The 22,719-nt window shown below is 61.0% G+C and carries 17 protein-coding genes and 3 tRNA genes; 2 read left to right on the forward strand and 18 right to left on the reverse strand.

The window, feature by feature from the left end; translation table 11 throughout:
• From tuf (C8J36_RS05775) to rpsL, 4 genes are all read right to left on the reverse strand, one after another.
• Positions 1–1,085, reverse strand: a 1,085-nt coding sequence (tuf, locus tag C8J36_RS05775) for an elongation factor Tu (RefSeq protein WP_132533919.1), incomplete at its 3' end; no start/stop codon positions are given.
• A gap of 68 nt (positions 1,086–1,153) precedes the next feature.
• Positions 1,154–3,253, reverse strand: a complete 2,100-nt coding sequence (gene fusA / locus C8J36_RS05780; RefSeq protein ID WP_132533363.1) for an elongation factor G — start codon at positions 3,251–3,253, stop codon at positions 1,154–1,156.
• Positions 3,254–3,283: 30 nt separating this feature from the next.
• Positions 3,284–3,754, reverse strand: coding sequence for a 30S ribosomal protein S7 (rpsG, locus tag C8J36_RS05785; protein ID WP_018325882.1), 471 nt, complete (start codon positions 3,752–3,754; stop codon positions 3,284–3,286).
• A gap of 57 nt (positions 3,755–3,811) precedes the next feature.
• Positions 3,812–4,183 carry a 30S ribosomal protein S12 gene (gene rpsL / locus C8J36_RS05790; protein ID WP_003507760.1) on the reverse strand — a complete coding sequence of 124 codons (372 nt, stop codon included), beginning with the start codon at positions 4,181–4,183 and terminating at the stop codon, positions 3,812–3,814.
• 547 nt (positions 4,184–4,730) lie between these two features.
• Here rpsL and C8J36_RS05795 point away from each other — a divergent pair.
• Positions 4,731–5,027, forward strand: coding sequence for a hypothetical protein (locus C8J36_RS05795; protein WP_062594495.1), 297 nt, complete (start codon positions 4,731–4,733; stop codon positions 5,025–5,027).
• 99 nt (positions 5,028–5,126) lie between these two features.
• Here the strand turns inward: C8J36_RS05795 and rpoC are convergent, their stop codons facing one another.
• The 14 genes from rpoC to C8J36_RS05865 form a co-directional block, all read right to left on the reverse strand.
• Complete coding sequence (gene rpoC / locus C8J36_RS05800; RefSeq protein WP_062594494.1) at positions 5,127–9,332, reverse strand: DNA-directed RNA polymerase subunit beta'; 4,206 nt, start codon at positions 9,330–9,332, stop codon at positions 5,127–5,129.
• 195 nt (positions 9,333–9,527) lie between these two features.
• Positions 9,528–13,667, reverse strand: coding sequence for a DNA-directed RNA polymerase subunit beta (gene rpoB, locus C8J36_RS05805; RefSeq protein WP_132533365.1), 4,140 nt, complete (start codon positions 13,665–13,667; stop codon positions 9,528–9,530).
• Between the two features lie 266 nt (positions 13,668–13,933).
• Entirely contained in the window at positions 13,934–14,311 is a 378-nt protein-coding gene (gene rplL, locus C8J36_RS05810) for a 50S ribosomal protein L7/L12 (RefSeq protein ID WP_062472481.1), read from the reverse strand.
• 59 nt (positions 14,312–14,370) lie between these two features.
• Positions 14,371–14,892 carry a 50S ribosomal protein L10 gene (rplJ, locus tag C8J36_RS05815; protein WP_062594492.1) on the reverse strand — a complete coding sequence of 174 codons (522 nt, stop codon included), beginning with the start codon at positions 14,890–14,892 and terminating at the stop codon, positions 14,371–14,373.
• Between the two features lie 331 nt (positions 14,893–15,223).
• Positions 15,224–15,922, reverse strand: coding sequence for a 50S ribosomal protein L1 (gene rplA / locus C8J36_RS05820; protein WP_062594491.1), 699 nt, complete (start codon positions 15,920–15,922; stop codon positions 15,224–15,226).
• Position 15,923: 1 nt separating this feature from the next.
• A complete protein-coding gene (gene rplK / locus C8J36_RS05825) occupies positions 15,924–16,355 on the reverse strand; it encodes a 50S ribosomal protein L11 (protein WP_132533367.1) in 432 nt (143 codons plus the stop codon).
• A gap of 230 nt (positions 16,356–16,585) precedes the next feature.
• Entirely contained in the window at positions 16,586–17,116 is a 531-nt protein-coding gene (nusG, locus tag C8J36_RS05830) for a transcription termination/antitermination protein NusG (protein WP_062594498.1), read from the reverse strand.
• A gap of 16 nt (positions 17,117–17,132) precedes the next feature.
• The gene (secE, locus tag C8J36_RS05835; protein WP_062594489.1) at positions 17,133–17,333 is read right to left on the reverse strand and encodes a preprotein translocase subunit SecE; all 201 of its coding nucleotides are present in this window, start codon (positions 17,331–17,333) and stop codon (positions 17,133–17,135) included.
• Between the two features lie 238 nt (positions 17,334–17,571).
• Positions 17,572–17,647 (reverse strand) — tRNA-Trp (locus tag C8J36_RS05840).
• Between the two features lie 162 nt (positions 17,648–17,809).
• Positions 17,810–18,469, reverse strand: coding sequence for a hypothetical protein (locus C8J36_RS05845; RefSeq protein ID WP_132533369.1), 660 nt, complete (start codon positions 18,467–18,469; stop codon positions 17,810–17,812).
• 274 nt (positions 18,470–18,743) lie between these two features.
• Entirely contained in the window at positions 18,744–19,658 is a 915-nt protein-coding gene (locus tag C8J36_RS05850; protein ID WP_132533371.1) for an NAD(P)-dependent oxidoreductase, read from the reverse strand.
• 205 nt (positions 19,659–19,863) lie between these two features.
• Complete coding sequence (gene tuf, locus C8J36_RS05855; RefSeq protein ID WP_092933380.1) at positions 19,864–21,039, reverse strand: elongation factor Tu; 1,176 nt, start codon at positions 21,037–21,039, stop codon at positions 19,864–19,866.
• Between the two features lie 339 nt (positions 21,040–21,378).
• Positions 21,379–21,452, reverse strand: a tRNA-Gly gene (locus C8J36_RS05860).
• Positions 21,453–21,477: 25 nt separating this feature from the next.
• Positions 21,478–21,562, reverse strand: a tRNA-Tyr gene (locus C8J36_RS05865).
• Positions 21,563–21,796: 234 nt separating this feature from the next.
• Between C8J36_RS05865 and C8J36_RS05870 the strand changes: the two genes are divergently transcribed.
• Complete coding sequence (locus tag C8J36_RS05870; protein ID WP_132533373.1) at positions 21,797–22,690, forward strand: RNA methyltransferase; 894 nt, start codon at positions 21,797–21,799, stop codon at positions 22,688–22,690.
• Positions 22,691–22,719 lie beyond the last annotated feature (29 nt).

The raw sequence follows: 22,719 nt of genomic DNA on the forward strand, positions 1-22,719 counted from the left end.
ACGATCAGCTCGACGGCAACGGTGACGTTGTCGCCCGGCATGACCATTTCCGTGCCTTCCGGAAGCGTGACGATCCCGGTCACGTCCGTCGTGCGGAAGTAGAACTGCGGACGGTAGTTCGTGAAGAACGGCGTATGACGGCCGCCTTCTTCCTTCGTCAGGATGTAGGCTTCGGCCATGAACTTCTTGTGCGGCTTGACCGAGCCCGGCTTGCACAGGATCTGGCCACGCTCGACGCCGTCACGGGTGACGCCGCGAACGAGTGCGCCGATGTTGTCGCCGGCTTGGCCCTGATCGAGCAGCTTGCGGAACATTTCAACGCCGGTGACCGTGGTCTTCGACGTCGCGCGGATGCCGACGATCTCGACTTCTTCACCGACCTTGACGATGCCGCGCTCGACGCGACCGGTCACGACCGTACCGCGACCCGAGATCGAGAACACGTCTTCGATCGGCATCAGGAACGGCATGTTGATCGGACGCTCGGGCGTCGGGATATAGGCATCGACAGCGGCCATCAGCTCGCGGATCGCGTCTTCGCCGATCTTCTTGTCCGAATCTTCGAGAGCGGCCAGAGCCGAACCCTTGACGATCGGAATGTCATCGCCGGGGAAGTCGTAGGACGAAAGAAGTTCGCGAACTTCCAGCTCGACGAGCTCGAGAAGCTCGGCGTCGTCGACCTGGTCGACCTTGTTGAGGAACACGACGATCGCGGGAACGCCGACCTGACGGGCGAGCAGGATGTGCTCGCGGGTCTGGGGCATCGGGCCGTCGGCAGCCGAGCAGACCAGGATCGCGCCGTCCATCTGGGCAGCACCGGTGATCATGTTCTTGACGTAGTCGGCGTGGCCGGGGCAGTCGACGTGGGCGTAGTGGCGCGCCGGCGTCTCGTATTCGACGTGAGCCGTCGAAATGGTGATGCCGCGGGCCTTTTCTTCCGGAGCGGCGTCGATCTGGTCGTAGGCCTTGTATTCGCCGAAGTACTTCGTGATCGCTGCCGTCAGCGACGTCTTGCCATGGTCGACGTGACCGATCGTTCCGATGTTCACGTGCGGCTTGTTGCGTTCAAACTTGCTCTTTGCCATTTTCGGCTCTCCATCTGTGGCCCCTTGCGGGGTTCAATTCTGTTTAACGGGCGTCAGTCAGGCTCCGGTCACTTCTGACCGGAGTACTTCGCCTGGATTTCGGTTGCAACGTTCGACGGAACCGGTGCGTAGTGATCGAAGACCATCGAGTACTGCGCGCGGCCCTGGCTCATGGAGCGCAGGTTATCGACGTACTTGAACATGTTGGCCAGCGGCACGTTGGCAGCGATCACCACGGCGATACCGCGGCTTTCCTGGCCCTGGATCTGGCCACGACGGGAGTTCAGGTCGCCGATGACGTCGCCGACGTAATCTTCCGGGGTGACGACTTCGACCTTCATCATCGGCTCGAGCAGCTGCGCGCCGGCCTTGCGCGATGCTTCACGGAAGCAGGCACGCGATGCGATTTCGAAGGCGAGGACCGAGGAGTCGACGTCGTGGAAGGCACCGTCGATGAGCGTCGCCTTGACGCCGAGCATCGGGAAGCCAGCCAGCGGGCCGGACGACAGCACGCTTTCGATGCCCTTCTGAACGCCGGGGATGTATTCCTTCGGAATGGAACCACCAACGATCTTGGACTCGAACTTGAACTCGTCACCATCCGGGTTGGGTTCGAAGACGATCTTGACGCGCGCGAACTGGCCGGTACCACCGGACTGCTTCTTGTGCGTGTAATCTTCTTCGTGCTTCTTCGTGATCGTCTCACGATAAGCAACCTGCGGCGCACCGACGTTGGCTTCGACCTTGAACTCGCGACGCATGCGGTCGACAAGGATGTCGAGGTGAAGCTCGCCCATTCCGGCGATGATCGTCTGGCCGGACTCTTCGTCTGTCTTGACGCGGAAGGACGGGTCTTCGGCTGCCAGGCGGTTGAGCGCGAGGCCCATCTTTTCCTGGTCGCCCTTGGACTTCGGCTCGATCGCGATCTGGATGACCGGCTCGGGGAATTCCATCCGCTCGAGGATAACCTGCTTCAGGGGATCGCAAAGCGTGTCGCCCGTCGTGGTTTCCTTGAGGCCCGCGAGAGCGACGATGTCGCCTGCGAAGGCTTCTTCGATGTCTTCACGCGAGTTGGAATGCATCTGAAGCATGCGGCCGACGCGCTCGCGCTTTTCCTTGACCGTGTTCATGACCGACGTGCCCTTTTCGAGCTTGCCGGAATAGATGCGGGCGAAGGTGAGCGAACCGACGAAGGGGTCGTTCATGATCTTGAACGCGAGCATGGACAGCGGCTCTTCGTCCGTTGCGTGACGCTCGATTTCGGCTTCCGTCTTGACGTCGATACCCTTGATGGCGGGAATGTCGGCCGGGGACGGCAGGTAGTCGCAGACGGCGTCGAGCAGGGGCTGAACGCCCTTGTTCTTGAAGGCCGTACCGCAGAACATCGGGTGGAACTTGACGTCGATGGTGCCGCGGCGAACGAGCGCACGGATCTGTTCGTTGTCGGGCATGACACCGTTCAGGTAGTTTTCCATCGCTTGTTCGTCGATATCGACGACAGTCTCGATCAGGAGCTCACGATATTCCTGAGCCTGGTCCTTCATGTCATCCGGGATTTCGACGACGTCCCACTGGGCGCCGAGCGACTCGTCGCGCCAGACGAGAGCGTTCATCTCGATCAGATCGATGACGCCCTTGAATTCGGTTTCCGCACCGATCGGGAGCTGCATGACGACCGGGATCGCACCCAGGCGCGACTTGATCATGGACACGGAGCGATAAAAGTCGGCGCCCGTCTTGTCCATCTTGTTGCAGAAGATCATGCGCGGAACGTTGTACTTCTCAGCCTGGCGCCAGACGGTTTCCGTCTGCGGCTCGACGCCGGCATTGGCGTCGAGAAGAGCGATCGCACCGTCGAGAACGCGCAGCGAACGCTCGACTTCGATCGTGAAGTCGACGTGGCCGGGAGTGTCGATGATGTTGAAGCGACGCATCTTGCCGTCGCGACCCTTCCAGTAGGTCGTGGTCGCAGCAGACGTGATGGTGATGCCGCGTTCCTGCTCCTGCTCCATCCAGTCCATGGTGGCAGCGCCGTCGTGCACTTCGCCGATCTTGTGCGACTTGCCGGTGTAGTAAAGAATCCGCTCGGTGGTCGTGGTCTTGCCGGCGTCGATATGCGCCATGATCCCGAAATTGCGGTAGTCTTCGATTTTATATTCGCGAGCCATGATGGACTGCCTTTCGAAAATGGACGTCGATTACCAGCGATAATGCGAGAAAGCGCGGTTGGCGTCGGCCATCTTGTGCGTGTCTTCGCGCTTCTTCACTGCGCTGCCGCGATTGTTTGCGGCATCCATGAGTTCGCCGCAGAGGCGATCGATCATGGTGGTTTCGTTGCGCTTGCGAGCTGCGGCGATGAGCCAGCGGATGGCGAGAGCCTGACGGCGCTCCGGACGGACATCGACCGGAACCTGGTACGTCGCACCACCAACGCGGCGCGAACGGACTTCTACGTGCGGAGCGATGTTGTCGAGAGCCGAATGGAACACGGCGACCGGCTCCTGCTTCAGCTTGCCCTGAACGGCATCGAAAGCACCGTAGACGATGTTTTCAGCAACCGACTTCTTTCCATGAAGCATGATGGCGTTCATGAACTTGGTGACAACGAGATCGCCGAACTTGGGGTCCGGGTTGATCTCACGCTTTTCTGCACTATGGCGACGGGACATATGTTTCGTCTCTCAACTTTATCTTTGTTTACCCAGCGAAATGGCGCTGGTGATCGATTACTTCGGACGCTTCGCGCCGTACTTGGAGCGGCGCTGCTTACGGTTCTTGACACCCTGGGTATCGAGAACACCACGGATGATGTGGTAGCGAACGCCCGGCAAGTCCTTCACGCGGCCGCCGCGGATCATCACGACGGAGTGTTCCTGGAGGTTGTGGCCTTCGCCCGGGATGTAGCCGATGACTTCGAAGCCATTCGTCAGACGGATCTTGGCAACCTTACGAAGTGCCGAGTTCGGCTTCTTCGGGGTCGTCGTGTAGACGCGTGTGCACACGCCACGCTTCTGCGGATTTTCCTGAAGCGCCGGTACCTTGTTGCGCTTGACCTGTGCCTGACGCGGCTTGCGGATCAGCTGGTTTACGGTAGGCATATAACCATCCCTTGCAAAATCTTCGTTACCCTTTCGGGCGGATCAATGCCGTCTCCGGCTTTGCGTACGCGTGGAAATGCGCGAACAAGGGCCGATCCGCGTTTCAGCAGATGCCCCATGAAAAGCAGAGGACGCCGTTTCGGGCGTCTTGCGTGCAGCATTCTTGGTCTTCAGCGTGCGTTTGAACCTTGTTTGAGGCGAACTCCAGAACGTGTCGTTCCGAACCAGCCAGCCTCACATGGGCTCCGATGAGGCGGGGTGTACTGTTTTACCCCCCGCCCGTCAAGGGCATATCCTAAAGATTCTCCCCTGCCCCGCGCCGGAAACCCCGCAATTGCGGGGTTTGTGACGGCTTGCCGCGGGCTGCAGGGCGGGACCGCCGAGGACCGTGCGGCGGCAATTGAGAGAATCGGCAACAGCCTGGCGAAAGAATCGCATCCGCGGAAAGAAGCTGCGGGAACGAATTGTCGCGGCTGCGGCTTTTGATATAGATCACGTCATCGGCGCTTGGTGCCGCATTTTCAAAGACCCGACAAGAGGAGTCTCCATGACGGTCCTGCCCGACAACGACAACAATTCCGACGATCCCATGGTCTTCATCATCATCGGCAAGGCCTTCGAACAGGACGGCGACGGGGACGGCGTCGACATTCACGTGGTCCTGCGCGCCGCCGACGACGACAGTGCGGTTCGCGAGGCTTTGAATGCCCTGGCCGAGGAAGGATTCCTCGAGGCGGACCTCGACCAGATCGGCATGCTGGAAGGCGTGCCCGAAGACGAACCGCATGCCTCGGCCTACAAGGGCGCGCTCGAGGGCGAAGTCGCGATCATCCGGTTCAACTGATCGAAGGCCGAGATAGAGGCCCTCACTTTCTTTTCAGAGAACGTCAAAAGCCGCCCGGATCGCTCCGGGCGGCTTTTTTCATAGTCGGACGTCTGCGCTTTATTCGGCGGCAGCGTTTTCGCTCGCCATGTCTGCGAGCATCGGGGTCGCCGTATCGGCACCCGTCGACTTGCGGCGTTCCTCGAGGATCATCTCGTCGCGTGCCGTGGCGATGCGACGGATCTGTGTCATGGTTCCACCGGTACCGGCCGGGATGAGACGGCCGACGATGACGTTTTCCTTGAGCCCCTGGAGGCCGTCGGTCTTGCCGGCGATCGCGGCTTCCGTCAGCACCTTGGTCGTTTCCTGGAAGGACGCGGCCGAGATGAAGGACGGGGTCTGCAGCGACGCCTTGGTGATGCCGAGCAGGACGGGGTCGCCATAGGCCGGCTTCTTGCCCTGTTCGATCAGCTGGTCGTTGACGTCTTCCAGTTCGATCCGGTCCACGCTGTCGCCCACGATGTAGGTAGAGTCGCCGGCGTCGGTGACTTCGACCTTCTGCAGCATCTGGCGAACGATGACCTCGATGTGCTTGTCGTTGATGACAACGCCCTGCAGACGGTAGACTTCCTGGATTTCGTTCACAAGGTAAGAAGCGAGTGCTTCCACGCCCTTGATCGCCAGGATGTCATGCGGTGCCGGGTTACCGTCGAGGATGTAGTCACCCTTTTCGATATAGTCGCCGTCCTGAAGGTGGAAGGGCTTGCCCTTCGGGATCAGGTATTCGACCGGCTCGACACCGTCTTCCGCCGGCTCGATCAGCACGCGACGCTTGTTCTTGTAGTCGCGACCGAAACGGATCGTGCCGTCGATCTCCGCGATGATCGCATGGTCCTTCGGACGACGCGCTTCGAAGAGTTCGGCAACACGCGGCAGACCACCGGTGATGTCCTTGGTCTTGGCGCTTTCCAGCGGCGAACGTGCCAGCACGTCACCCTGGGACACCTTCGTACCAGGCTCGACCGACAGGATCGCATCGACCGAGAGCAGGAACCGGGCCTCGCCGCCACGCGACAGCTTGGCAACGACGCCATTCTTGTCCTTGATGACGATCGCCGGCTTCAGGTCGATACCCCTTGGCGTCGAACGCCAGTCGATAACCTGACGCTTGGTGATGCCGGTGGCTTCGTCGGTCGCTTCGAGAACCGAGATACCATCGACGATATCCTCGAAGTGAACCGTTCCTTCGACTTCCGTCATCATCGGACGCGTGTAGGGGTCCCACTCCGCGAAACGCTGACCGCGACGAACCTTGTCGCCGTCATCGACGAAGATCTTCGAGCCGTAGGCGACCCGCTGCGAGGAGCGTTCCACGCCGCGTTCGTCCAGGATCTGGATCGCCATGTTACGACCCATGGCAATGAGAATGCCATCGGAGTTGCGCAGCATGTTGCGGTTCTTGATCTGGATCGTGCCTTCGTAGGACGCTTCCAGGAACGACTGGTCAACCACGTTGGCCGTGCCACCCAGGTGGAACGTCCGCATGGTCAACTGCGTGCCCGGCTCGCCGATCGACTGAGCCGCGATGACGCCGACCGCTTCACCCATGTTGACAGGGGTACCGCGGGCAAGGTCGCGACCGTAGCAGACGCCGCAGACGCCGGTCTGGATTTCGCAGGTCAGGGCCGAACGGATCCGGATCGACTGAATGCCGGCCTTCTCGATTTCGACCACGTCCGCTTCCAGGATCATCAGGCCGGCATCGACGATGCGCTCACCCGTGACCGGATGATCGATGTTGTCGAGAGCCGTACGACCGAGAACGCGGGCGCCGATGGAGGCAACGACCTGACCGGCATCGACGATGGCGGTCATGGTGAGGCCGTTTTCGGTGCCGCAATCGACCGAGTTGACGATGCAATCCTGTGCAACGTCGACCAGACGACGCGTCAGGTAGCCGGAGTTTGCCGTCTTCAGGGCGGTGTCTGCAAGACCCTTACGGGCACCGTGCGTCGAGTTGAAGTACTCGTTCACGGTCAGGCCTTCCTTGAAGTTCGAGATGATCGGGGTCTCGATGATTTCGCCCGAAGGCTTGGCCATCAGACCACGCATCCCGCCCAGCTGGCGCATCTGGTTCGGAGAACCACGGGCGCCGGAGTGCGACATCATGTAGATCGCGTTCATCGGCTTCTGACGGCCGTTGTCGTCGAACTCGACGGCCTTAATGCGGGCCATCATATCTTCGGCGACCTTTTCGGTGGCCTTGCCCCAGGCGTCTACGACCTTGTTGTACTTTTCGCCCTGCGTGATCAGGCCGTCATTGTACTGCTGTTCGTATTCCTTCACCAGCGACTCGGTGTCGCCGACGATCTTCGCCTTGGTTTCCGGAATGACCATGTCGTCCTTGCCGAACGAGATGCCGGCGCGGCAGGCATGTGCGAAGCCGAGCTGCATGATCCGGTCGCAGAAGATGACCGTGTCCTTCTGGCCGCAATGACGGTAGACCGTGTCGATCATCTTGGAGATGTTCTTCTTGGTCAGTTCCTGATTGCAGACGTCGAACGGAACGTTGACGTTCTTCGGCAGCAGTTCGCCGATGAGCATGCGGCCGGGCGTGGTTTCGAAGATCTTGGAAACCGGCTTGCCGTTCTCGTCGACCGACTTGAAGCGACCACGGATCTTCGCATGCAGCGTGACCGACTTGTTGTCGAGCGCGTGATGCAGTTCCCCGATGTCGGAGAAGGCCATGCCTTCGCCCGGCTCGTTCTGGTTCATGATCGACAGGTAGTAGAGCCCGAGAACCATGTCCTGCGAGGGAACGATGATCGGTGCGCCGTTGGCCGGATGCAGGATGTTGTTGGTCGACATCATCAGCACGCGGGCTTCCAGCTGCGCTTCGAGCGACAGCGGCACGTGAACGGCCATCTGGTCGCCGTCGAAGTCGGCATTGAACGCCGTGCAGACGAGCGGGTGCAGCTGGATCGCCTTGCCTTCGACCAGCGTGGGCTCGAAGGCCTGGATGCCGAGGCGGTGCAGCGTCGGTGCGCGGTTGAGCAGAACCGGATGCTCGCGGATGACCTCATCGAGGATATCCCAGACTTCCGGCTTTTCCTTCTCGACCAGCTTCTTGGCCTGCTTGACGGTGGACGAGAAGCCCTTGGCGTCGAGACGGGCGTAGATGAAGGGCTTGAAGAGCTCGAGCGCCATCTTCTTCGGCAGGCCGCACTGGTGCAGCTTCAGTTCCGGACCCGTCACGATGACCGAACGACCGGAATAGTCGACGCGCTTGCCGAGCAGGTTCTGGCGGAACCGGCCTTGCTTGCCCTTCAGCATGTCGGAGAGCGACTTCAGCGGACGCTTGTTGGCACCCGTGATGACGCGACCGCGACGGCCGTTGTCGAACAGCGCATCGACGGATTCCTGCAGCATGCGCTTTTCATTGCGGATGATGATGCCCGGCGCCCGCAGTTCGATCAGCCGCTTCAGGCGGTTGTTGCGGTTGATGACGCGGCGGTAGAGATCGTTGAGGTCGGACGTCGCGAAACGGCCGCCGTCCAGGGGGACGAGCGGACGCAGGTCCGGCGGGATGACCGGAACGACCTTCATGATCATCCATTCCGGCCGGTTGCCGGACTCCATGAAGTTCTCAACGATCTTCAGGCGCTTCATCAGCTTCTTCTGCTTCAGCTCGGACGTGGTGTCAGCCATGTCCTGGCGCAGATCGCCGGCGATCTTCTCGAGGTTCATCGAGGCGAGCATCTCGTAGATGGCTTCCGCACCGATCATCGCCGTGAACTGGTCTTCGCCGAATTCATCGACGGCGATCATGTACTCTTCTTCCGAGAGAAGCTGGTTCTCTTTCAGAGAGGTCAGGCCGGGCTCGGTGACGATGTAGTTTTCGAAGTAGAGAACGCGCTCGATATCCTTCAGCGTCATGTCGAGCAGCGTCGCGATGCGGCTCGGCAGGGACTTCAGGAACCAGATGTGGGCAACCGGGGCTGCAAGCTCGATGTGGCCCATGCGCTCGCGCCGAACGCGCGACAGCGTGACTTCGACGCCGCACTTTTCGCAGATGATGCCCTTGTACTTCATGCGCTTGTACTTGCCGCACAGGCACTCATAGTCCTTGATGGGCCCGAAGATGCGCGCGCAGAACAGGCCGTCGCGTTCCGGCTTGAACGTGCGGTAGTTGATGGTTTCCGGCTTCTTGATCTCGCCGAACGACCACGAGAGGATCTTCTCCGGCGACGCGATCGAGATGCGGATCGAATCGAAGGTCTGTGCAGGCATCTGCGGATTGAAAAGGTTCATGACCTCTTGGTTCATGCCTATCTCCTTTGGGGCATAGCCCCTTATCTTGAGCGAGTGTGGCCGGCATTTCCCGGGGCGCCGGCCCCTCTGCTCGTCAAACGGATAAAACCGCATCGGGTGCGGCTCAGCGCCCTGTCCCGTCGTCTCTCGGATGAAGACGACCGGCAGGACCTGCGCGCGCCTTGGTGAGGCGCGCGCGTCAATCGCGTTTTATTCAGCGGCGTCCGGCAGCTGCGTCGGCTGGAGATCCTCAAGCTTCGAATTCTCGAGCTCGACGGACAGGCCGAGAGAGCGCATTTCCTTGACGAGAACGTTGAAGCTCTCCGGAATGCCCGCCTCGAACGTGTCGTCGCCGCGCACGATCGCCTCGTAGACCTTGGTTCGTCCGGCCACGTCGTCCGACTTCACCGTCAGCATTTCCTGCAGGGTGTAGGCGGCGCCGTAGGCTTCGAGCGCCCAGACTTCCATTTCCCCGAAGCGCTGACCGCCGAACTGGGCCTTGCCGCCGAGCGGCTGCTGGGTGACCAGCGAGTAGGGACCGATCGAACGCGCATGGATCTTGTCGTCCACGAGGTGGTTCAGCTTCAGCATGTAGATGTAGCCGACCGTGACCTGACGGTCGAACTGGTCGCCCGTACGGCCATCATACAGCGTCGACTGACCGGAGATCTTCAGGCCTGCCTGCTCCAGCATCTCGTTGACGTCGGCTTCCACCGCACCGTCGAAGACCGGCGTTGCGATCGACACGCCGCGGCGTGTCTGCTCGGCCAGACGGACGATGCTGTCGTCGTCGTAATCCTTGATCGGCTCGCCCTTCGGACCGGAACCGATGACGCTGTCGATGGTGTCGCGCAGCGGCTTGATGTCGGCGCCCGCCTTGTAGGCGTCGAGCATGTCACCGATCTTGCGACCCATGCCGGCGCAAGCCCAGCCGAGGTGCGTCTCGAGGATCTGTCCGACGTTCATGCGCGACGGCACGCCCAGCGGGTTCAGAACCACATCCACATGCGTCCCGTCTTCCAGGAACGGCATGTCCTCGATCGGAACGATGCGCGACACGACACCCTTGTTGCCGTGACGGCCGGCCATCTTGTCGCCCGGCTGGATCTTGCGCTTCACAGCGACGAAGACCTTGACCATCTTCATGACGCCCGGAGGCATTTCGTCGCCGCGCTGGACCTTTTCGACCTTGTCCATGAAGCGATGCTCGAGCAGCGACTTCGACTCGTCGTACTGGCCGCGCAGCGCTTCGATCTCGCCCTGAGCCTTCTCGTCCTCGACGGCGAACATCCACCACTGCGAGCGGGGATATTCGGAGACGATCGCGTTGGTCAGCTCCGTGCCCTTCTTGAAGCCCTTCGGACCTGCGACGGCGGAATGGCTGCGCAGCATCTCGATCAGGCGGGCATAGACGTTGCGGTCGAGGATCGCCTGTTCGTCGTCGCGGTCCTTTGCGAGACGTTCGATTTCCTCGCGCTCGATCGCCATCGCACGCTCGTCCTTTTCAACGCCGTGGCGATTGAAAACACGAACTTCGACGATGGTCCCGAACGTGCCCGGGGGCATGCGCATGGAGGTGTCGCGGACGTCGGACGCCTTTTCACCGAAGATGGCGCGCAGAAGCTTCTCTTCCGGCGTCATCGGGCTTTCGCCCTTCGGCGTGATCTTGCCGACGAGGATGTCGCCCGGCTGCACTTCCGCACCGATGTAGACGATGCCGGCTTCGTCGAGGTTCTTCAGCGCTTCTTCCGACACGTTCGGAATGTCGCGCGTGATTTCTTCCGGACCGAGCTTCGTGTCGCGCGCCATCACTTCGAATTCTTCGATGTGGATGGAGGTAAACACGTCATCGCGCACAATGCGCTCGGACAGGAGGATCGAGTCCTCGTAGTTGTAGCCGTTCCAGGGCATGAACGCGACCAGCGCGTTGCGGCCAAGCGCAAGATCGCCGAGATCAGTCGAGGGACCGTCCGCGATGATGTCGCCCTTGTTCAGGATGTCACCGACGGTGACCAGCGGGCGCTGGTTGACGCAGGTGTTCTGGTTGGAGCGCTGGAACTTCTGCAGGCGGTAGATATCGACGCCGGACTTGCCGGCCTCGAGCTCTTCGGTCGCGCGGATAACGATACGCGTCGCATCGACCTGGTCGACGACACCGCCGCGGCGCGCCGCGATGGCAGCGCCGGAGTCGCGGGCCACGACCGGCTCCATGCCGGTGCCGACGAACGGCGCTTCGGCGCGCAGCAGAGGCACGGCCTGACGCTGCATGTTCGAGCCCATGAGCGCGCGGTTCGCATCGTCGTTCTCAAGGAACGGGATGAGAGCGGCGGCAACGGACACGAGCTGCTTCGGCGAGACGTCCATCAGGTTGATCTGGTCGCGCGGCGTCAGCATGACTTCGCCCGAGTGACGGCAGACGACGAATTCTTCTTCGAATTCATTGTCGGCATTCAGCACGGAGTTCGCCTGGGCAACGTGGTACTTGGCCTCTTCCATGGCGGAGAGGTAGACCACTTCGCGGGTGACCTTGCCGTCGACGATCTTGCGGTACGGGCTTTCGATGAAGCCGTACTTGTTGACGCGGGCAAAGGTGGCGAGCGAGTTGATCAGACCGATGTTCGGGCCTTCCGGCGTCTCGATCGGGCAGATACGGCCGTAATGGGTCGGGTGAACGTCGCGGACTTCGAAGCCTGCGCGCTCGCGGGTCAGACCACCCGGTCCAAGAGCCGAAAGACGGCGCTTGTGGGTGATTTCCGAAAGCGGGTTCACCTGGTCCATGAACTGCGACAGCTGCGAGGAACCGAAGAACTCGCGCACGGCGGCAGCCGCCGGCTTCGCGTTGATCAGGTCCTGCGGCATGACGGTGTCGATCTCGATCGACGACATGCGTTCCTTGATGGCGCGCTCCATGCGGAGCAGGCCGAGACGATACTGATTTTCCATCAGTTCGCCGACGGAACGAACGCGGCGATTGCCGAGGTTGTCGATGTCGTCGATCTCGCCCTTGCCGTCACGCAGCTCGACCAGCATCTTGACGACCGCCAGGATGTCTTCCTTGCGCAGAACACGAACCGTGTCCGGGCAATCGAGATCCAGACGCATGTTCATCTTGACGCGACCGACGGCCGAAAGGTCGTAGCGCTCGGCATCGAAGAACAGCGTGTTGAACATGGCTTCGGCCGAATCCATGGTCGGCGGCTCGCCCGGGCGCATGACGCGGTAGATATCGAACAGAGCGTCCTGACGGTTCTCGTTCTTATCGACGGCAATCGTGTTGCGGATGTAGGCGCCGACATTGATATGGTCGATGTCGAGAACGGGGATCTCTTCGAAGCCCGCAGCGAGGATGACGCCGAGCGTCTTCTCGTCGATCTCGTCGCCGGCTTCCAGGAAGATTTCCCCGGTTGCCATGTTGACGAGGTCTTCGGCAAGATAGTTGCCATAGAGATCGTCGTCGGATGCCTTGATGGCCTTGAGGCCCTTCTCGGTCAGCGAACGGAGCAGACGCGGGGTCAGCTTCTTGCCGCTTTCCACGACGACTTCGCCGGTATCGGCGTCGATCATCTCGGTGATGGCCTTCTGGCCCTTCAGGACCTCCGGCTGGAACGGGATCCGCCAGCCCTTGCCGTCACGCTTGTAGAAGGACTTGGTGTAGAACGTCTCAAGGATCTCCTCGCCGTCCATGCCGAGTGCCATCAGCAGAGAGGAGACGGGGATCTTGCGGCGACGGTCGATACGCGCATGGACGATGTCCTTGGCGTCGAATTCGATGTCGAGCCAGGAACCGCGATAGGGAATGACGCGCGCTGCAAACAGCAGCTTGCCCGACGAGTGGCTCTTGCCCTTGTCATGGTCGAAGAACACGCCGGGCGAACGGTGCATCTGCGAGACGATGACGCGCTCGGTGCCGTTGACGATGAACGTCCCGTTGTTCGTCATGAGCGGCATGTCGCCCATGTAGACGTTCTGTTCCTTGATGTCCTTGATGGACTTCGCGCCCGTATCCTCGTCGATATCGAACACGATGAGGCGCAGCGTCACCTTGAGCGGCGCTGCGTAGGTCAGGTCGCGCTGACGGCATTCGTCGACGTCGAACTTCGGGGACTCGAACTCATAGGAGACGAACTCCAGCATGGAGGCGCCGGAAAAGTCGCTGATCGGAAAGACCGACTTGAAAACCGACTGCAGTCCCTCGTCAGGACGGCCGCCAGCCGGCTCCTTGACCATCAGGAACTGATCGTAAGACGCCTTCTGAACCTCGATGAGGTTCGGCATTTCTGCGACTTCAGGGATTTTGCCGAAAAACTTGCGTACGCGCCTGCGACCGTTAAACGAAAGGGTCTGAGCCATCGTCGCTCCTTCAATATGTGCATCCGGGCCTGCAACGGACGGGGATCGATGGCCAGTCGACCCCGTCTAAGATGGATTGCTCAATCTCGTCTCGCGGCCCAGGACACAAAGCGCGGAATGCCGTGTCGTCCAGGTACCGGGACCATCCTCTTGAAGAACCCATTACCAAAAAGCCGAATCTGTGGGGGGCTTTTGGGTAATACGTTCGAAAAACGGTCAAAGAGAGGCAGCCCTTTCGGGCCGCCTCTCTCCGTCGTAAAGCCAGATTACTTGACGTCAACCTTGGCGCCAGCGTCTTCGAGCTTCTTCTTGAGGTCAGCAGCTTCAGCCTTGGAAACGCCTTCCTTGACGGCCTTCGGAGCAGCTTCGACCAGGTCCTTGGCTTCCTTGAGGCCGAGGCCGGTGATCGCGCGGACTTCCTTGATGACGTTGATCTTGTTAGCGCCGGCTTCAGCCAGGATAACGTCGAACTCGGTCTTTTCTTCTTCGACGGGAGCAGCAGCGCCAGCGCCGCCGGCAGCAGCAACGGCTACCGGTGCAGCAGCGGAAACGCCCCACTTTTCTTCGAGAAGCTTCGACAGTTCTGCAGCTTCCAGAACGGTCAGCGAGGAGAGGTCTTCAACGATCTTAGAGAGATCAGCCATTGTCATAGTTCCTTTTGTTCAATTCGAACCGATGTTGATATAAACAGCGAAAAACCGCCTTATGCGGCTTCTTCGTCCTTCTTGGCATAGGCCGCGAACACGCGGGCAAGCTGGCTTGCCGGTGCTGCAACAACGCCTGCGATACGGGTGGCCGGGGTCTGGATCATGCCCAGCAGCCTTCCGCGCAGTTCATCCAGCGAAGGCAGGGTCGCAAGCGACTTGACGCCTTCCGCATTCAGCGTTGTGGTGCCCATGGAACCACCGAGAACAACGACCTTGTCGTTGGTCTTGGCGAAATCCACGACGACCTTGGGAGCCACGATCGGGTCATTGCTATATGCAATGAGTGTCTGACCCTTGAAGAGATCGATGATCCCTTCGGACTCCGTACCCTGAAGGGCAATCTTGGCCAGGCGGTTCTTCGCGACTTTGACGGTGCCGCCAGCTGCGCGCATCTTCGAACGAAAATCGTTCATTTGCGCAACGGTGACGCCGGCATAGTGGGCCACGACAACCGAACCGGAAGCCTTGAAGACTTCGTTCAGCTCCGTGACGAATTCGCGTTTTTCCGCTCTTTCCACTGCCTATCTCCAGTTGGCAGACCGCAATCCTGCAGGCCTGCCGGGTTTGCCTTTGCCGCGCGGGATCTTGACGATCCCGGGCGACGCTCGAGGATCCTGTCCCCTGCGAAGCGCCGGAAGGCGCTCACAAGGCAAGCCGAGGTTCGAACCGATGTTTCCCTTGGGCCTTGGCCTTGGGGACAAATTCGGGTCTCACCCGTCTCATGCAGGCATCAGTGATTAAGGGATAACCACCTGCAATCTCGGACAGGAGTTCCAGGCCGAAGCCTGGATATCCGGTCCCGAAGGACCGGAATTGGTGACCGGCAGGACCTGCGCCCCACCGATAGGATCAGGCGACGCTGAGCGTCGACAGATCGATCTTGACGCCCGGACCCATGGTCGAGGAAATCGCGATGCGCTTGACGTAGTTGCCCTTGGCACCTGCCGGCTTCGCCTTCACGACGGCATCCGCAAATGCACGGATGTTTTCTTCCAGAGCGCCCGGTGCGAACGAGGCCTTGCCGATGCCGGCATGGATGATACCAGCCTTCTCGACGCGGAACTCGACGGCACCACCCTTGGAAGCCTTGACGGCGCCGGTGACGTCCATGGTCACGGTGCCGACCTTCGGGTTCGGCATCATGCCGCGGGGGCCGAGAACCTTGCCGAGACGGCCGACGAGCGGCATCATGTCCGGGGTCGCGATGCAGCGATCGAAGTCGATCTTGCCGCCCTGGACGATCTCGACGAGATCTTCGGCGCCGACCACGTCCGCACCGGCAGCGCGGGCTTCGTCAGCCTTTGCGCCACGTGCGAAGACGGCGACGCGAACGTCGCGGCCGGTGCCGTTCGGCAGGTTGACGACGCCGCGGACCATCTGGTCTGCGTGACGCGGGTCAACGCCGAGGTTCATGGCGACTTCGATGGTCTCGTCGAACTTGGCGATCGCCCGTTCCTTGACCATGCCGATGGCGTCCGAAAGGCTGTAGATCTTCGTAGGATCGACGCCTTCGCGGGTCTTCTGTACGCGCTTTGCAAGCTTTACCATCTTACGCCACCACTTCCAGACCCATGGCGCGGGCGGAGCCCTCGATCATGGTCATCGCGCCTTCGATATCGGCTGCATTGAGGTCCTTCATCTTGGCTTCGGCGATCGACTTGATCTGAGCCTTGGTGAGGGTGCCGGCAACGCCGCCCTTGCCCGGGGTCTTGGAGCCCGAGGTGATCTTTGCTTCCTTCTTGAGGAAGTAGCTGACCGGCGGCTTCTTCATCGCGAAGGTGAAGGACTTGTCCTGGAAGTAGGTGATGACGACCGGAATCGGCATGCCCTTTTCCATTTCCTGCGTGGCAGCGTTGAACGCCTTGCAGAATTCCATGATGTTGATGCCGCGCTGACCAAGTGCAGGACCGATCGGCGGGGACGGATTGGCCGACCCTGCCTTTACCTGCAGCTTGAGGTGGCCCATAACTTTCTTAGCCATTACTCTCTGCCTTTTCTCTGTCCGATCCCCGGATGAACCTGAAGGGCGCATCGTGAACCGGACGTTCGATCGGTTTCCCGATCACGGATGCCGTATCTTGTTGCGATGCGGCGGCTGCGGTTGCGTGGTGCGGTTACCGGGTCCGGCTAAGAGCCCTTCCCCTTCCACGCGGGTGGCGGCGAAACGCCGCCTGAAAGCCCGCCTTGAAGGCAGGCCGTCATGACGTCAACTCAGACCTTCTCGACCTGAGCGAATTCGAGATCGACCGGCGTCGCGCGACCGAAGATCGAGACCTCGACCTTGAGGCGGGCGCGCTCCTCGTCGACATCCTGAACGATGCCGTTGAACGAGGCGAAGGGACCATCGGAGACCCGGACCTGCTCGCCGACCTCGAACGAGATCGAAGGCTTCGGGCGATCCACGCCATCCTGGACCTGACCGAGAATGCGCTCGGCTTCGTGGTCGGGGATCGGAACAGGCTTGTTGTCGGAACCGAGGAACCCGGTGACCTTCGGCGTGTTCTTGATGAGGTGATAGGCCTCATCCGTCAGGTTGGCGCGAACCATCACGTAACCCGGAAAAAACTTGCGCTCGGCATCGACCTTGCGGCCGCGACGGACTTCGACGACTTTTTCGGTCGGAACCAGGATCTTTTCGAACAGATGGCTCAAGCCCTTCTGCTTGGCCTTCTCTTCGATCGACTCGGCGACCTTCTTTTCGAAGTTCGAATAGGCGTGAACGATATACCAACGCGGAGCCATGTTCATTCCCACTCGATTAGATGCCGACATTGAGGACGAGGCCAATGAGCCAGCCCATCAACTGATCCGCCGCAAAGAAGAACGCTGCAGAAATGATGACCATGATGAACACCATCAGCGTGGAGATCACGGTTTCCCGGCGCGAGGGCCAAGTCACTTTTGCCGTCTCGGAGCGGACCTGCTTCAGAAACGTAACGGGATTAGTCTTCGCTGCCATTGAATGCTCACGCCTTGACGGCCCGTAAAGCTGAATGCTCAGCCCCACGCGCCGCGTGTCTGTTGGACCCTACATAAAGACCGATTCTGAAAATCACAAGGACTTTCCGATCTTTTAAACGAATTATGCCTTCGGTTCCACGCCGTGCCGAGTCATGTTTTCGCACGCTTCGAGGCTGCCAAAGTCCCTCATATAACGGCTTGCATCGCGATGGACCGGAGACACCTGTCGAAGGAAATGGCAGGGGCAGCCGGGCTTGAACCGACGACCTGCGGTTTTGGAGACCGCCGCTCTACCAACTGAGCTATACCCCTACACGGCACAACGGAACAGCTCCGGGGAGCGTATCGTCGTCGTGTCGACCGTGCGCTCCTTTAAGACGCGCGCGCCGGATTGGCAAGGGCCCTTTTCATCTTTTCGCCCGACGCCTCACCCTCTTCCCCGTTCATCTCCACCCTCATGCTCCGTGTCGCGTTCTACCAGGTGAAAGCGTAGGAGAAGCCGATGCTCGCCTGCCTGTCATTCTTGAAAGGCGCTGCGAGCGCTGCCGTGACAGTCATCTTCCGCGTGATCTGCTGTTCGACGCGGACGATGTTGGAGACGTCGAGCTTGGCCGGGGCGTAACGGCCTTCCGCCACCACGGCGGTTCCGGTCGCAACCGCCGTCAGCCGGGCCGACTGACGAAAGACGATATTGTCGCACCGTTTGAGATGCTCGGAGCAGACAAGATTGACACCGCGGCTGCGCTCCAGATCGAGGCTTGCGTTGAGGATCCGCTTTCGGTTCATGCTGACATCCAGATGGCCGGTGCCGCCGCGTGGATCGAACACCCCGTCGATGGACCGGCTGGTGGCGACGGCGGTGCGCGTCCCGTTGCGGGTGGTGACCCGCGCCCAGATGTCGACCGGCGTGTCCTCGACGCGGCCGGACCGCGTGGCTGCGACCGCCACATCCGCGCCTGCACTCGCCTCGCCCGCGACCGGCAGCTTGACGCCCATGCGCAAATGCAGGCCGTTTTCGCCCAGCTTCGTCGGTTGCCAGATCAGGCGGTCCGCCGCCTGCGCCAGCGGAGAGAGGCCGAGGCCCGCAAATGCGAAACAGACGGCGGCGAGCGCCGTCCTGGACATCGTGTTCATCGAAGGGTTCCACCGTTCCGGGCAAGCGGTCGAATTCATCGACGCAAAGGCCCTGCCGAAAATCCGTTGCCTGGAACGCGGACCGCACAGGCAACGCTCATGCCGCTCATCCGACCGTCGCGGAGGCGAAGGTTGTCCGGCACCAGCGTCCGTCAAACCTGCCTTACGATAATCCCGGCATGATCGGAACGGAACCCCCAAAAACTTGCGGGTCATTCTCAGGATTGACGCGGCGCGCCCTGACACGCGCCGCGAACAGGTCGGAACGGCGGTGTTATGCCGGGAGCGTCACATATTTCCGCCAGTCGTGCTCCTCGCGGAACCCGAGGACGTCGCGGATCTTGCGATTCGACAGCAGGCTCTCATATGTCCCGAGTTCGCGGGACACCGGCACGTTGGGAAAGTGATCGCGGAGCAGATCGGCGGTCGGCGTATTGGCAGAGGTGGTATCGTTGGCGGCGTTGAAGATCTGGAAGCCGAGGCCGTCCTTCTCGATGCCGAGCTTGCATATCTGCCCGAGGTCGCGGGCGTCGATGTAGCTCCAGGCGATGCGTTTGCGGATGGTCGGATCGGCAAACCAGGTCGGGAACATGGCATATTCATGCGGCTCGATGACGTTGCCGATGCGGATGGCGTAGACATCGATCCCGAACCGCTCGGCAAAGGCCCTCGCCGTCTTCTCGTTCAGCACCTTCGACAGACCGTAGCTGTCCATCGGGCTCACATCGGCGTCTTCCTCCAGCGGGAAGCGGGCGACGTCGCGGTGCCCCTCGGCAAAGCAGATGCCATAGGTGGTCTCGCTGGAGGCGACGAGGATCTTGCGAACGCCGAATTTGGCGGCGGCCTCGATGACGTTGTACGTGCCGATGGTGTTGATGCGGAAGGTTTCGTTGTCCGGCTTGATCAGGATGCGGGGAATGGCCGCGAAATGCACCACGGCATCATAAGGCCGTATGCCCCTGCCCTTGCCGATCGGCGCGCGATCGAGATCCGGCATGTCGGCATGCATGGACAAGGCATTAAAGACCTGTCCGCTATCGGTGATATCGACGATGAGATTGGTCACGCCGGGATGTTCCAACGGCACGAGGTCGAGATTGTGCACCTCGTAGCCGGCCTCCACCAGATACGGCACGACATGGCGGCCGGCCTTGCCGGCGCCGCCGGTAAACAGAATGCGTTTCTTCACGTGAGATCCTCCAGAATGGCAAGGCGGATCTACCGCATTGGCGGCAAAGGACAAGCCGTTCCGATGTTCGGCATCGGCCCGAGCATCCGCATCCACCGTCCTGCACCCCTGAAACGACAAAAGCGCCACCCGAAGGCGGCGCTCTCATGATGTCATGGGAACCACGGCACGGCGCTCGAGCGCCATGCCGTCGACGGATCCCTGATTACTCGACGATCGAAGCCACGATGCCGGCGCCGACGGTCCGGCCGCCTTCGCGGATTGCGAAGCGCAGCTTTTCTTCCATCGCGATCGGAACGATCAGCTCGACGGCAACGGTGACGTTGTCGCCCGGCATGACCATTTCCGTGCCTTCCGGAAGCGTGACGATCCCGGTCACGTCCGTCGTGCGGAAGTAGAACTGCGGACGGTAGTTCGTGAAGAACGGCGTATGACGGCCGCCTTCTTCCTTCGTCAGGATGTAGGCTTCGGCCATGAACTTCTTGTGCGGCTTGACCGAACCCGGCTTGCACAGGATCTGGCCACGCTCGACGCCGTCACGGGTGACGCCGCGAACGAGTGCGCCGATGTTGTCGCCGGCCTGGCCCTGATCGAGCAGCTTGCGGAACATTTCAACGCCGGTGACCGTGGTCTTCGACGTCGCGCGGATGCCGACGATCTCGACTTCTTCACCGACCTTGACGATGCCGCGCTCGACGCGACCGGTCACGACCGTACCGCGACCCGAGATCGAGAACACGTCTTCGATCGGCATCAGGAACGGCATGTTGATCGGACGCTCGGGCGTCGGGATATAGGCATCGACAGCGGCCATCAGCTCGCGGATCGCGTCTTCGCCGATCTTCTTGTCCGAATCTTCGAGAGCGGCCAGAGCCGAACCCTTGACGATCGGAATGTCATCGCCGGGGAAGTCGTAGGACGAAAGAAGTTCGCGAACTTCCAGCTCGACGAGCTCGAGAAGCTCGGCGTCATCGACCTGGTCGACCTTGTTGAGGAACACGACGATCGCGGGAACGCCGACCTGACGGGCGAGCAGAATGTGCTCGCGGGTCTGGGGCATCGGGCCGTCGGCAGCCGAGCAGACCAGGATCGCGCCGTCCATCTGGGCAGCACCGGTGATCATGTTCTTGACGTAGTCGGCGTGGCCGGGGCAGTCGACGTGGGCGTAGTGGCGGGCCGGCGTCTCGTATTCGACGTGGGCCGTCGAGATGGTGATGCCGCGGGCCTTTTCTTCCGGAGCGGCGTCGATCTGGTCGTAGGCCTTGTATTCGCCGAAGTACTTCGTGATCGCTGCCGTCAGCGACGTCTTGCCATGGTCGACGTGACCGATCGTTCCGATGTTCACGTGCGGCTTGTTGCGTTCAAACTTGCTCTTTGCCATGGGTCTGTTTTCCTGTGATCAATGAGATACGGCCCGGCAGGCCAGTATGCCGCCGGCCGGTTTGGGGAGGCGTTTAAGGGTTTCGAAAGAATTGCGCAAGGCCTATTTGCGCGGGAGGGAAAGGCCATCGTCTCGCCCGCGGGATGCGGGCTTTCAGCGCTGTAAATGGGGGCATCGAAAAGGGAATGCAATGCCGCCGCCGGCTCGCTCGGTCACGCCTGCGCCTTCCCCTGAAGAGCGGCTCATCGGGTCGAAGAGCACGACCGACGATCAGGACGGCATTATGCGCGCTCCCGCAGAGAGATCATCGTCCTATAAGACATGTGAGATATTAAAAGCTGGAGCGGGTAGCGGGAATCGAACCCGCGTATTCAGCTTGGAAGGCTGCTGCTCTACCATTGAGCTATACCCGCGGGGGTCTTGATCCGTGCGACAGAATGGTGGAGGGAGTTGGATTTGAACCAACGTAGGCTGAGCCAACGGATTTACAGTCCGTCCCCTTTAACCACTCGGGCATCCCTCCAGTATTCCGTCGGGATCAAGCGACCAGTCCGATCTTCGGAAGCGGCTGTTTGTGCCGCCCCTTGATCTGCGCCGGGTATATGACCGCCCCGTTTCCTCCTGTCAACACGACGTCCGCAGTTTTTTCAAAAGTTGGAAATCGTCCACAGGCGCGGGTGCCCACACCTCGGCACTCGGGTGCGATGCCTGCGGGAAAATGGTTTCCCTGCCAGCCCTTGCCCGATATAAAGCCGGCATGAGCAAAGATCCTTCCGGCGACAAGAGCGCCAAAGACACCCATTATGCAACGCTGCGCCGGGCGCATCGCGATCAGAAGCGCGAGCGCGGGGAAATCCCGACGCCCGCCGAAGATCGCCGCCGCCAGAAAGCTGCGGCCGCCGGCGCAAAGGGGGAATGGCAAGCACCGCCACTCGCCCCCGATCAGGTCCAGCTTTACGGGATCCACACGGTCAAGGCGGCGCTGGGCAATCCGGAACGCAAGATCGTCAGCCTTTCTGCAACGCTGAACGCGCTCGTGCGCCTCGACATCAAGGATACCGAGTCCCTGCCCTTTCCGGTCGAGATCGTCTCGCCGCAGATGCTCGACAAGATCCTCGGTCCCGATGCGATCCACCAGGGCGTCATGCTGGAAACCAAGCCGCTGCCCGTACGGCGGCTTTCGGCGCTGAAGGACAGCCCGTTGATTCTCGTTCTCGACCAGGTCACCGATCCGCACAATGTCGGCGCCATTCTGCGCTCGGCCGTCGCCTTCGATGCCGGCGCCGTGATCACGACGATGCGGCACAGCCCGACCGAGTCGGGCGTCATGGCGAAATCGGCGTCCGGTGCGATGGAACTGATCCCCTATATCCAGATCACCAATCTCGCGGAGGCGCTCGAAGAACTCCACGGCCTCGGCTTCCAGTCGATTGGCCTTGATTCGGAAGGCCCGGCACCGCTGGAAAAAACCTTCGTCGGCGATCGCGTCGCACTGGTGCTCGGCGCAGAGGGCAAGGGCCTGCGCCAGAAGACCCGCGACACCGTCTCGGCGCTCGCCCGTCTCGACATGCCCGGCGCCATCAAATCCCTCAACGTCTCCAACGCCGCCGCCATCGCCCTCTACGCGGCGCGCGCCCATCTCAAACGCTAGCCGCGCGCGACCGCCAGCATTTCTTGCTT

This window comes from Rhizobium sp. PP-F2F-G48 (assembly GCF_004342335.1).
In the GTDB taxonomy this organism is placed as follows: domain Bacteria; phylum Pseudomonadota; class Alphaproteobacteria; order Rhizobiales; family Rhizobiaceae; genus Ferranicluibacter.